The sequence below is a fragment of the Azospira sp. MPR-E4 genome (assembly GCF_058809645.1).
Map to the genome: position 1 here is coordinate 39,732 of NZ_JBXAST010000020.1, position 10,905 is coordinate 50,636.

General features: G+C 59.2%; 13 protein-coding genes. 3 read left to right on the forward strand and 10 right to left on the reverse strand.

Annotated elements, in window-relative coordinates:
* Nucleotides 1-37 precede the first annotated feature (37 nt).
* Genes flgK through AC1RTA_RS08300 form a run of 3 tightly spaced genes read left to right on the forward strand, consistent with a single transcriptional unit; the run spans nucleotide 38 to nucleotide 3,678 of the window.
* Nucleotides 38-2,209 carry a flagellar hook-associated protein FlgK gene (gene flgK, locus AC1RTA_RS08290; protein WP_492784466.1) on the forward strand — a complete coding sequence of 724 codons (2,172 nt, stop codon included), beginning with the start codon at nucleotides 38-40 and terminating at the stop codon, nucleotides 2,207-2,209.
* A 36-nt stretch (nucleotides 2,210-2,245) separates the two neighbouring features.
* Entirely contained in the window at nucleotides 2,246-3,214 is a 969-nt protein-coding gene (flgL, locus tag AC1RTA_RS08295) for a flagellar hook-associated protein FlgL (RefSeq protein WP_152090744.1), read from the forward strand.
* On the forward strand, nucleotides 3,214-3,678 hold the full coding sequence (locus tag AC1RTA_RS08300; protein ID WP_152090745.1) for a hypothetical protein: 465 nt from the start codon (nucleotides 3,214-3,216) through the stop codon (nucleotides 3,676-3,678). Before flgL ends, AC1RTA_RS08300 begins: the two co-directional genes overlap by 1 nt.
* Nucleotides 3,679-3,693: 15 nt before the next feature.
* On the opposite strand, the gene fliR is transcribed toward AC1RTA_RS08300, so the two are convergent.
* From fliR to AC1RTA_RS08350, 10 genes are all read right to left on the reverse strand, one after another.
* A complete protein-coding gene (fliR, locus tag AC1RTA_RS08305; protein ID WP_152090746.1) occupies nucleotides 3,694-4,479 on the reverse strand; it encodes a flagellar biosynthetic protein FliR in 786 nt (261 codons plus the stop codon).
* Complete coding sequence (gene fliQ, locus AC1RTA_RS08310; RefSeq protein WP_152090747.1) at nucleotides 4,476-4,745, reverse strand: flagellar biosynthesis protein FliQ; 270 nt, start codon at nucleotides 4,743-4,745, stop codon at nucleotides 4,476-4,478. Before fliQ ends, fliR begins: the two co-directional genes overlap by 4 nt.
* Nucleotides 4,742-5,494 carry a flagellar type III secretion system pore protein FliP gene (gene fliP, locus AC1RTA_RS08315; protein WP_492784467.1) on the reverse strand — a complete coding sequence of 251 codons (753 nt, stop codon included), beginning with the start codon at nucleotides 5,492-5,494 and terminating at the stop codon, nucleotides 4,742-4,744. Before fliP ends, fliQ begins: the two co-directional genes overlap by 4 nt.
* A complete protein-coding gene (gene fliO / locus AC1RTA_RS08320; protein ID WP_492784468.1) occupies nucleotides 5,491-5,937 on the reverse strand; it encodes a flagellar biosynthetic protein FliO in 447 nt (148 codons plus the stop codon). The genes fliP and fliO overlap by 4 nt, the downstream gene beginning before the upstream one ends.
* A 154-nt stretch (nucleotides 5,938-6,091) precedes the next feature.
* Nucleotides 6,092-6,529, reverse strand: coding sequence for a flagellar motor switch protein FliN (gene fliN / locus AC1RTA_RS08325; protein WP_014236832.1), 438 nt, complete (start codon nucleotides 6,527-6,529; stop codon nucleotides 6,092-6,094).
* A complete protein-coding gene (gene fliM, locus AC1RTA_RS08330) occupies nucleotides 6,522-7,526 on the reverse strand; it encodes a flagellar motor switch protein FliM (RefSeq protein ID WP_014236833.1) in 1,005 nt (334 codons plus the stop codon). Before fliM ends, fliN begins: the two co-directional genes overlap by 8 nt.
* Nucleotides 7,527-7,539: 13 nt before the next feature.
* Nucleotides 7,540-8,070, reverse strand: a complete 531-nt coding sequence (fliL, locus tag AC1RTA_RS08335) for a flagellar basal body-associated protein FliL (protein ID WP_014236834.1) — start codon at nucleotides 8,068-8,070, stop codon at nucleotides 7,540-7,542.
* A gap of 64 nt (nucleotides 8,071-8,134) precedes the next feature.
* The gene (locus AC1RTA_RS08340) at nucleotides 8,135-9,256 is read right to left on the reverse strand and encodes a flagellar hook-length control protein FliK (protein WP_492784469.1); all 1,122 of its coding nucleotides are present in this window, start codon (nucleotides 9,254-9,256) and stop codon (nucleotides 8,135-8,137) included.
* A 60-nt stretch (nucleotides 9,257-9,316) separates the two neighbouring features.
* The gene (gene fliJ, locus AC1RTA_RS08345) at nucleotides 9,317-9,769 is read right to left on the reverse strand and encodes a flagellar export protein FliJ (RefSeq protein ID WP_014236836.1); all 453 of its coding nucleotides are present in this window, start codon (nucleotides 9,767-9,769) and stop codon (nucleotides 9,317-9,319) included.
* A 49-nt stretch (nucleotides 9,770-9,818) separates the two neighbouring features.
* Nucleotides 9,819-10,905, reverse strand: a 1,087-nt coding sequence (locus AC1RTA_RS08350) for a FliI/YscN family ATPase (protein WP_492784470.1), incomplete at its 5' end; no start/stop codon positions are given.

Sequence of the window (10,905 nt, forward strand, 5' to 3'; positions counted from 1 at the left end):
AGTTTGCCGTTAAAGCCGGCAGGAATCGAGGTGCGTCATGTCTAACGGTCTTTTCGGAATCGGTATTACCGGCATCAACGCCGCCCAACTGGGTTTGATGACCACGGGCAACAACATCGCCAATGTGGACACCCCGGGATACAACCGTCAGCGGATCATCCAGGCGAACAACATTTCTGTTGCTACCGGTTCCGGTTTCATCGGCATGGGAACTCGGGTTGATACCATTTCCCGTGTTTATAATCAGGTGGTCACCGAGCAGATCAACAGCGCCCAGACCAAGGTCAGCGAGTACTCCACCTACTACGACCAGATCAAGCAGATTGACAACATGCTGGCAGACGAAAAGGCCGGCTTGTCTCCCTCCTTGCAAGCATTCTTCAAGGGAATACAGGAAGTGGCCTCTAATCCGGCCTTGATTACTTCCCGGGATGCCATGGTGTCCAGTGCCCAAACACTGACTAGCCGCCTGCAGAGTATGGAGTCCCGTCTTTCCGGGATGTATAAGGGGGTTAATGACCAGTTGCAGAGCACGGTGGCCTCCATTAACTCCTATGCCACTCAGATTGCCGAGCTGAATGAAAAAATCATGTTGGCCCAGGCAGCCACCAACCAGCCCGCCAATTCGCTGCTGGATCAGCGGGACTACCTTGTTGCCGAGTTGAACAAGCAGGTGGCAGTAACCACGGTGGAGGATGCCAACGGTGGTCTCAATGTTTTCATCGGTACAGGTCAGCAGTTGGTGGTGGGGCTTCGCGCCAATGAACTGCAGGTGAAAACTTCGAGTGCAGATCCGGAACGGATGGCAGTCGCCTTGACTAATGCGGGCGGCGCTCAGGAACTACCGGAAAACCTGCTCACTGGCGGTGTACTCGGCGGCTTACTGCGTTTTCGTAGCGAGTCCCTGGATAAGGCGGCTAACTCTCTTGGACAGGTGGCGGCCTCTATTGCATTGACTTTCAATGCCCAACAGTCCCTGGGACAGGATATGTTGGGTCAGACGGCAGCAAATGGTGCCTTTGCTTCCACTTTTTTCCAACTTTCGAATCCCCGAACCTGGCCCAATTCGCTAAACAGCGGAACCGGTGTGGTCGCCACTACCTTCGTTAGTCCCCCTCCTATGTCTCTCAATGGGAATACCTATTCCCTGACTTTCGACTCTGCCTCCGCTACCTATACGGCAACCCGGAAGTCTGATGGGACAACCTGGACGGCGACCGGTGCAAATGCTCTGAACAGCGTGGTGCAACAGGTGGCGACGGCGACGGGAGTGGCCCTGGATTTGGCCTCGGCCAACTACACGACCAACCTGACCGGCAGCGATTACCGGTTGAGTTACGATGGCGCCAATTACACGGTGCAGCGTCTCAGCGATGGTAAAAAGTGGACGGATCCAAGCTTGGCCACCTTGTCCGCCACCCTCACGACCAGCGACGGGATTAGTTTTACTGCGACCGGTGCTATGGCTAGTGGTGACTCTTTTCTGATCCAGCCGACTCGCGAGGCCGCTCGGAATATTTCCCTGAATCCGGCTATCGCCGCTGATTCTCGACTCATAGCAGCAGGACAGTCGGTTCGTTCTTCGGCGGCTACTGCGAATACGGGAACAGGGGTGATTTCAGGGGGGAACGTTTCTCCCGGCTATACCACTCCTGCCACCCCCACTAACTTCACCTTTAATTCCGGGACCAATACCTTTGATTTTTCGGCGTTTGCCGGCTCTGTTACTGTTACCACCAGTAGTGGGACAACGACCTATGCGGCGCCGGCAAACGCGGTACCTTACAGTGGGCCGTCCTCCCGTTATACCGTGAATGGTTTCACCTTTGAAATCAGTGGCAATCCTGCCAACGGTGACGTTTTTACGCTGGCGCGGAATACCACCGGGGTGTCTGATACCCGCAACATTTCCCGTATGGGGCTGCTGCAAACCAAAGGCACCATGTTTGGTGGCGATGCTACTTTCCAGGCTAGCTATGCCCAAGTGGTTAGCAGTGTCGGCAACAAGACTAAGGAATCCCAAGTTACCCGGGATGCCCAGCAGGCTTTGTTGGAACAGTCCACCGCCTCCCGGGAAGCTCAGTCCGGGGTTAATCTGGACGAAGAGGCCGCAAATTTGTTGAAGTACCAAAATGCCTATCAGGCCTCGGCAAAGATGATGTCGATTGCATCCGAAATATTCAACACCATTCTGTCTATCCGTAGCTAAACGGCCGTGTGGGGTTTGTTGTAAGGAGTAAATGCTATGCGTATCAGTACCAATATGGTGTTCAATGCCGGTACTTCCGGCATCCTAAACAACCAAGCCGCCCAATTGAAGACATATAATCAGGTTGCCACCGGCCGGCGGATTCTGTCTCCTGAGGACGATCCTGTGGCGGCCTCCCAGGTACTGATTCAGACCCAAGCCAAGGGGGTGAATACGCAGTACATGGACAACCAGTCCCAGGCCAAGGAAAGCCTGAAATTAATCGAGACCCAGCTTACTGCTGCCGGTAATACGCTGCAGAACGTCTTGGATCGTACTATCCAGGCTGGTAACACCACTCTGAACGATGCTAACCGGGCAGCCATCGCCCAAGAACTCCAGGTACGCCTGGATGAATTGGTGGCCCTGGCCAACAGTCAGGACGGTAATGGTCACTACATGTTCTCCGGCTACCAGTCTACTGTGCGTCCGTTTGCTACCTCCTTGGCCACCGGACCCTACAATAACGCTAATCCCTATGTTGTATTTTCCGGGGACCAAGGGCAGCGCACCTTGCAGGTAGATGCTTCACGGGATATGGGTATCTCCGAGTCCGGGGCAAACATCTTCGTCAAAGTCCGGGATCGGAACGGTAACGTCTCAAATCAAAGTATCTTTGATACCGTAAAAAACCTGGTGGATACCTTGAATACCCCAGTGGCTAATGATCCGGTAGCGGCCGCGGCTTTACCTGGGAAGATCACGGATGCTTTGAATGGTCTTTACGCGGCTAAAGACAATATTTCCACCATACGCTCGTCTGTCGGAGCCCGACTGGCTGAACTGGATTCACTGTCTAGCTCATCCAGCGACCTAGATTTGCAGTACGAGGAGTCTATTTCCAACTTGCGGGATTTGGATTACGCCTCAGCTTTGTCAGACCTGAGCAAGCAACAAGTCCAGTTGCAAGCAGCTCAGAAAGCTTTCATGACAGTATCGGGCCTTAGCCTGTTTAGCATGCTGTAATGGGGCAACGTCTTCTTTTCAGCATTGCCGTTGTTTTGGCTTTGGGCGCATGTACGTCCCTTAGAAGCCTGGACGGAAATTATCCGAATAACGGTCCCCTACTGCCTCAGGGCAATCTCCAACTGACCAGCACGATCAGCTATTCCTTGGAAAAGCTGGTTGTGGCAGGGGCGGGGGCTTGGCTGTTGTATCAGATATATGACCCTTTAGCGCCGAATTGGCAAATCGTAGAGGCCAAGGTCAGTGAGAACGTTTACGTTTTTGATTTGAAAATGAAGCGCTTCCATACCGGGGGTTCCGGGGAGGCTATGATGGTGATTAAGCGGAGGGCAGAGCAGTTGCGGCGGGAAAATGGCTTTGCCTCTTACCGCGTGGTGGATTATGTAGAAGGTATTGAGTCGTCCACCCCGGTCGCACAGCGCTATGCACAGGGGCTGGTTCAAATGGCTCGCAGCAGTCCCTGATGGGGTTGAGCTTCGTTATCGGTTGCTCGGGAGGAAGACCTCCAACATGAGGCGAAATCCTTCATCAAATATCCGGGTTAGTGGCGGCACCATGTAAGGCAGCGTCAACGCCAAAGTTGCCAGTCCAATTGCTAGTGTAATGGGAAAGCCGATGGCCATCAGGTTGAGTTGTGGGGCGGCCTTGGAAAGGATGGATAGGGCCAGATTGGTAATCAGAAGGGAGATAACGACCGGTAGCGAAAGCAACAAACCGATGCTGAACACGTTGGCACCTGCTTCGGCCAAGTTCAGCCATAGCCCCGCACTAACTGATGGGGTCGCGATGGGGATGATGTGGAAGCTTTCGGAAAGCCCTGCAATCATGAGCAGATGCCCGTTCAGTGCCAAGAAAACCATAGTGGCGCATAAGGTTACGACTTCCGCGACTACCCCGGTTTGGGCCGTATTCTGTGGATCGTACATCGTGGCAAAGCCCAGCCCCATCTGAAAACTCATCAGTTCGCCGGCCAAACCAATTCCCGCAAAAACCAAGCGCATGACCATTGCTAGGGATATGCCGATCAACAGTTGTTGGGCAAGTATCGCCAAGCCTATTCCCGATGCTGGTTCGATTGGCGGTAATGCGGGTACGGTCGGAACGATTGCCGCACTTAGCGCCAAACCGAGAATCAGACGAATACGTCGCGGTACCGCCGCGTTACTAAATACAGGAGCAGCCGCAACAAAAGCTAGGATGCGGACCAGAGGAAAGATGAAGGCCGCAATCCAAGCGTTTAATTCTGCAGAGGTAAAGCTGATCATCCAATCAGGCTCGGGATGCTGGAATAAAGACGTTGGATATAGTCAGTCATCATCTCTAGCATCCAGGGACCAGCAAAGATCAATGTCAGAAACATCGCAATGATCTTCGGTACGAACGACAGGGTTGCTTCGTTGAGGGAAGTTGCCGCCTGAAAAATGCTGATCAGGAGGCCAACTACGAGTGCTACCAGCAGTACCGGAGATGCAACCAGAATGGTCACTTCTACCGCCTGGCGGCCGATGTTCATGACGGTTTCGGGGGTCATGTGGCGAAGCTCTGGACGAGGGAGCCGAGCACCAGATGCCAGCCGTCCACCAGGACAAACAGCATCATCTTGAAGGGCATGGCCACCATGACCGGGGACATCATCATCATGCCCATGGACATCAGGACGCTGCCCACCACCATGTCGATGATGAGGAAGGGGATGAAGATGATGAAGCCGATCTGGAAGGCCGTTTTCAGTTCCGAAGTGACAAAGGCCGGGACCAGAATGCGCAGGGGCACCTTGTCCGGGCTCTCGATGTTCTTGATGCCGGCAAATCCGGCGAAGAGGGCGATGTCGGCTTCCCGGGTCTGCTTCAGCATGAAGCCCCGCACCGGTTGCTCGGCCTTTTCCAGGGCCTGCAGGAAAGTGATCTTGTTTTCCGCCAGGGGCACGTAGGCTTCGGTATAGACCCGGTCGGCCACCGGGGACATGACGAAAAAGGTGAGGAAGAGGGCCAGTCCCAGCAGCACCTGGTTGGGCGGCGTGGTCTGCAGGCCCATGGCATGGCGCAGCATGGAAAGGACGATGATGATGCGGGTGAAGGCGGTCATCATCAGCAGTACGGCCGGAATGAAGGTGAGGGCCGTAAGGGTCAGCAGGGTCTGGATGGACAGGGTGTAATTCTGTCCGCCGCCGGGGGCGGGGGTGCTGCTGAAGGCCGGTAGGCCGCCGGCCTGGGCCAGGGTGACCGCGGGGGCCAGCAGGATGCCGAGCAGCAGCAGGGGCCGGAGTTTTGCGAGATTCATTGAGTACTATCGGTTTTACGTGCCATCACCTGGTTCAGCCAGTGGGCAAAGGGTTGAGTACCGGGCAGACCGGTTGCCCCCTGGGGCAGTTCGCCCTTGGGCAGGGTGTGCAGGGTGCGGATCTGGCCGGGGGCGAGACCGATGACGAGCCAGGTGTCCTGGACTTCCACCAGCAGGATGCGCTCCCGGTTGCCGACGGCGATGCCGCCCAGCAACTTCATGGGGCCCTGACCAAAGGGGCGGCCGCCATAGATCCGGCGCATGAAAAAGGCGGCGAGCAGCAGCAGGCCAACGATGATGAGCAGACCGACAAAGGCCTGCACGACGCTGCTGCCGGAGACGCCGGGAGCTGCTGCCGGGGCGCTCTGGGCCAGGGCCAGCGTCGGCGCCAGCAATGTCAGGAGGCCTGCCGTGGTCGAAGGAATGCGGGGGTGTTGGGGCACGGGCGTCGATATGGGTTGAAGCCGCAGGGCGGCGGCATGAAGGGCCGGATTCCCGGTAAGGATGGCCGCTATGTTAATCCATGCACCGGAAATAAAAAACCGCCGCTCACCTGTGGATGAGGGCGGTTCGGCACCGAAGCGGTGGCTGGCGGGGTCAGCGGCCCAGTTTGCGCATGCGTTCGGAGGGCGTGATGATGTCCGTCAGGCGGATCCCGAACTTGTCGTTCACCACCACCACTTCCCCCTGGGCGATGAGGGTGCCGTTTACCAGCACATCCATGGGTTCGCCGGCCAGGGCATCCAGTTCCACCACGGAGCCGTGGGCCAGTTGCAGCAGGTTCTTGATGGTGATCTTGGTCCGGCCCAGCTCCACGGTGAGTTGCACCGGGATGTCCAGAATCATGTCCAGCTCGCGCATCATGCCGCTCTGGGCATCGGCGCCGCCGAAGGACTGGAAGATGTCGGCCGGCTGGGCTGCCGGGGTTTCCGGGGTGCTTTCCGCGATGGCCTGCTCGGCCATGGCGGCGGCCCAATCGTCTTCGCCGATGGCGTCGGCCGCGTCCTGGGGGTTCTCGGTGTTTTCGTCAGCCATTGGCTTCTCCCTGCGGGGCGTCGGGGTTGTCCGCCGCGATGAATCGTTCTACCTTGAGAGCGTACTGGTTGCTCTGCTGGCCGTATTTGCATTCCATGATGGCGACACCATCGACCTCCACGTTCAGGACTTCGGGAATGACTACCGGGATGACGTCGCCCGGTTTCATCTTCAGTACCTGCCGCAGCGAAACCGTGGCATGGGCCAGATTTGCCACCAGCTCCACTTCCGCCGTCTGCAACTGCCGGCGCAGGGTGCCCACCCAGCGCTTGTCGGTGGACAGCTGGTCGCTCTGCATGGTGCTGTAGAGCAGGTCCCGGATCGGTTCCACCATGGAATAGGGCATGCAGATGTGCATGTCGGCAGTGGCGCCGCCGAATTCCAGGGTGAAGGAGGTGGAAACGACGATTTCGGAAGGGGTGGCGATGTTGGCGAACTGGGAATTCATTTCCGAGCGGATGTACTCGAACTTCAGTTCGTGCACCGGCTTCCAGGAACGCTCGTATTCGCCGAAAACCACGTTGAGCATGCCCTGGATGATGCGCTGCTCGGTGGCGGTGAAGTCCCGCCCTTCGACCCGGGTATGGAAGCGGCCGTCGCCGCCGAACATGTTGTCCACCACCAGGAACACCAGGTTGGGATCGAAGATCACCAGGGCCGTGCCGCGCAGGGGTTTGACCGACACCAGGTTGAGGTTGGTCGGTACCACCAGATTGCGGATGAACTCGCTGTACTTCTGCACCTTGATGGGCCCCACCGAAATTTCGGCGTTGCGGTGCATGTAGTTGAACAGGCCAATGCGCAGATAACGGGCGAAGCGCTCGTTGATCAACTCCATGGTGGGCATGCGCCCACGCACGATGCGTTCCTGCGTGCCCAGGTTGTAGGCGCGAACGCCGGCCTCGGCGTCGCCGGATTGCTCCGGTTCGTCGCTTTCGCCGGTCACGCCCTTGAGCAGGGCGTCGACCTCTTCCTGGGACAGGAAATCCTGGGACATTGGGTTCCGGTTTCTACTGAATGATGAAGGAGGTGAAAAGCACTTCCTTGATGGGGCCGTCCTTGCCCTTGCCTGCAGGGTCGAGAACGCCGTTCATTTCCTGCTTCATTTCCTCGGCCAGGGTTTCCTTGCCTTCCTTGGAAACCAGGTCGGAGCCTTTCTTGCTCGACAGCAGCAGCATCACCTTGTTGCGTAGCTTGGGCATGTGCAGCTTGATCTGCTCACCGGCCGCAGCATCACCCAATTCGATGGATACCGCCACCTGGAGATACTGCTCTCCCTGGTCGGGCACCAGATTGACCGTAAAGTTCTCCAGGGCCACATAGACGGGCGGGGATTCCTTGCCGCTCTTCTTCTTGGCCTTGGGGGCATCGGCGGCAACCTCTTCGTCCTCATCATGGTTGGAGGAACCGAGCATGAAGAAGGCCCCCGCGCCCAGGGCGCCGAGCAGGACGACAGCAGCGATGATGATGATGAGCAGCTTGCCCTTTTTCTTTGGCGCCTGTTCACCTTCAGCGGCCGGTTTGGCCTCGGCTTTCGCCATAGTGGACTCCTCTATTTGTCATGCCGCTTTGGCGGTCGTGTTTTTGTCGGCAGGGCCGTCTGTCTCAGGCAAAGGTGTCCACCAGGCCGTTGCTCTGGCGAATCACGGTACCTGTAGTTGCAGCCGGTTCATTGCCACCTTCCGCAAGTATACCGCCTGTGCTGCCGCCCCGGGAGGCAGCAGCCTGGTTCTGGGCTGCCTGTTCCTGTTGCTGCTGCTGGAAAGACTGGCTGCTGACGTTGGCCTGTCCCAACTCCAGACCGGCCGAGCCCATCATTTCGCGGAGGCGGGGCAGGGCGGCTTCAATGGCTTCACGCACCTCGGCGTGGGGTGAGGAGAAGACGGCGGTGGCCTGGTCGCCACTGATCTTCAGGCTGACTTCCACCGGTCCCAACTGGGGCGGATTCAGGGTCAGCTGGGCGGACTGCTTGTCCTGGCCGGCAAGCCAGACGATTTTCTGGCTGAATTCCTGGCCAAAGGCCGGGTCCCGCACCGGCGTGTCGACCCGGGCCTGGGTCACGGAGGAAGTCGTATTGGCGCTGCCGTGGGCCTGATGGGCGGCATGCACGGCCGGCGGCGCATCCGGCAGCACGGGGGCGGAAATGTCCGTTTTGGCCTCGATTTGCTTCAGTGTGGTGTCGAAGGCGGCAATGTTTGCCGCTTTGCCGCCAGGCTTGTCGCCAAAATCGTTGCCGCTGTTCTCCGCAGCGCTACCGCCGATGACCGGGGATGGCACTCCACCCTCTGCTTGTGCAGCCAGGGGATCGGCTCCCTTGGCGCTACCGGTGCCTTCGCCGATCTTGAGTTCCGGCGCTGTCAGCGGGCCGTTGCCGGCTTCCTTGGCAAGAACCGGGGCTGCCGGTGTTGTCGGCTGGGTCTGCGTAAAGGCGAGGGCGGCAAACAATGCCGACATGTCGCTGGCGTTGGCGGTGGGGTCGGTTGTTTCTTCCGTCAATTCAGCGGACTCGGTATTGGCGGCGATGTCGCCACCCGCCACCATTTCTACCGCAGTACCCATCTGGGCCAGAAGCAGGGCGGCGAAATCGGCGCCAATCGGGCCATTGATCGCCGCCGAAGCCGATGCATCGCCGCTGTTGCTGGCACTAGAAGCGGCAGCGGCAGCATTGGCGGCCCCTGCCATGGCGGGAGGCATATTGACGGGGGCGGCAACGGCGGGGCTGGGCATGGTTATCTCTCATCCGCAAATCGGAACTGTCGATGGATGAGCAATCCCCGTGCCAGGGAGTCAGGCTGCGTCGGATTGATCGGAACGGGCCTTGCGGGCCGAAAATTCATCCTGCTGCTTTTGGTCCTGCTTCATTTCCCGTTGCAGTTCGGCAGCCAGATGGCGTTCGGCCAGGGTGTCGATGGCTTTCAGCTTGTGGTGGTGGGCCAGCCATTCGGCCTGGCCTGCGGCCGTATGCTGTTCCGAGGTCAGTACCACGACCCGCTGCTGGGCGATGGCCTCATCGATGCGGCCGATGAACTCCTGGAAGTTGCGCCAGCCTGCCGGGCTCAGGCCCTGGGCCGAGGCCTGGCGGAAGCGTTCGGCGTACTCGTCCCGGTACTGGATCAGCATGTTCAGCTTAGCCTTGGTGTCCTGCTCGGCCGCAATACGCCGGCCGAGTTCCTTGCTGGCTTCGTCGGCCCGGTTCTGCATCAGTTCCAGCAGGGGTTGCAGGGTGAAAGGCTTGGTCATTGGCGGTTCCAGTCCATGTTCCCCATTCTAGAGTATGGGGAAAGGGAAACTAGCCGATGCTTGGAAATATCTGTTGCAGCATGGCCAGGGTGGCTTCAATGCTGGAGCGGTCGGAGAGGTCCTGTTGCAGGAATTTTTCCAGCAGGGGCATCAGCTGGATGGCCTGGTCCACCATGGGGTCCGAGCCGGCGACATAGGCGCCGACGGCGATCAGGTCCCGGGAGCGTTGGTAGCGGGAATAGAGCTGTTTGAAACGCCGTACCAGGTCGAATTGGGCCGGGGTGATCAGGTTCACCATGGCCCGGCTGATGGATTGCTCGATGTCGATGGCCGGATAGTGGCCGGCGTCGGCCAGCTGGCGATTGAGCACGATGTGGCCATCGAGGATGGCTCGGGCCGAGTCGGCGATGGGGTCCTGCTGATCGTCCCCTTCCGCCAGGACGGTGTAGAAGGCGGTGATGGAACCGCCGCCGTCCGGGCCGTTGCCGGCCCGCTCCACCAGCTGGGGCAGGCGGGCGAAGACGGAGGGCGGATAGCCCCGGGTCACCGGGGGCTCGCCAATGGCCAGGGCGATTTCCCGCTGGGCCATGGCATAGCGGGTGAGGGAATCCATGATCAGCAGCACCTGCTTGCCCTGGTCGCGGAAATATTCGGCCACGGAGGTGGCGTAGGCGGCGCCCTGGAGGCGCATCAGGGGGCTGGTGTCGGCGGGGGCGGCAATGACGGCGGAACGGCGCCGGCCTTCTTCCCCGAGGATCTGCTCGATGAACTCCTTCACTTCCCGGCCCCGTTCGCCGATCAGGCCGACGACGATGATCTCGGCCTCGGTATAGCGGGCCATCATGCCCAGCAGCACCGACTTGCCGACGCCGGAACCAGCGAAGAGGCCCATCCGCTGGCCCTGGCCGACGGTGAGCAGGCCGTTGATGGCGCGCACGCCCACATCCAGGGTACGGCTGATGGGGGCCCGGGACATGGGGTTCACCGGCCGGCTGTGCAGGGGGCGCAGGGCTTCCGCATGGAGGGGGCCGAGGCCGTCCAGGGGACGGCCGGCGCCATCGACCACCCGTCCCAGAAGACCCATGCCGACCGGAACCAGCTTGGCCTTGTCCACTGAACGGCGGCGGAAGGGGGGG

What these genes read in the sequence shown, in the direction of transcription:
- fliR (WP_152090746.1), bottom strand. Translation starts at nt 4,479, where the DNA reads ATGATCAGCTTTACCTCTGCAGAATTAAACGCTTGGATTGCGGCCTTC.
- fliL (WP_014236834.1), bottom strand. Translation starts at nt 8,070, where the DNA reads ATGGCGAAAGCCGAGGCCAAACCGGCCGCTGAAGGTGAACAGGCGCCA.
- fliN (WP_014236832.1), bottom strand. Translation starts at nt 6,529, where the DNA reads ATGGCTGACGAAAACACCGAGAACCCCCAGGACGCGGCCGACGCCATC.
- fliQ (WP_152090747.1), bottom strand. Translation starts at nt 4,745, where the DNA reads ATGACCCCCGAAACCGTCATGAACATCGGCCGCCAGGCGGTAGAAGTG.
- flgK (WP_492784466.1), top strand. Translation starts at nt 38, where the DNA reads ATGTCTAACGGTCTTTTCGGAATCGGTATTACCGGCATCAACGCCGCC.
- flgL (WP_152090744.1), top strand. Translation starts at nt 2,246, where the DNA reads ATGCGTATCAGTACCAATATGGTGTTCAATGCCGGTACTTCCGGCATC.
- fliM (WP_014236833.1), bottom strand. Translation starts at nt 7,526, where the DNA reads ATGTCCCAGGATTTCCTGTCCCAGGAAGAGGTCGACGCCCTGCTCAAG.
- fliJ (WP_014236836.1), bottom strand. Translation starts at nt 9,769, where the DNA reads ATGACCAAGCCTTTCACCCTGCAACCCCTGCTGGAACTGATGCAGAAC.
- AC1RTA_RS08340 (WP_492784469.1), bottom strand. Translation starts at nt 9,256, where the DNA reads ATGCCCAGCCCCGCCGTTGCCGCCCCCGTCAATATGCCTCCCGCCATG.
- AC1RTA_RS08300 (WP_152090745.1), top strand. Translation starts at nt 3,214, where the DNA reads ATGGGGCAACGTCTTCTTTTCAGCATTGCCGTTGTTTTGGCTTTGGGC.
- fliP (WP_492784467.1), bottom strand. Translation starts at nt 5,494, where the DNA reads ATGAATCTCGCAAAACTCCGGCCCCTGCTGCTGCTCGGCATCCTGCTG.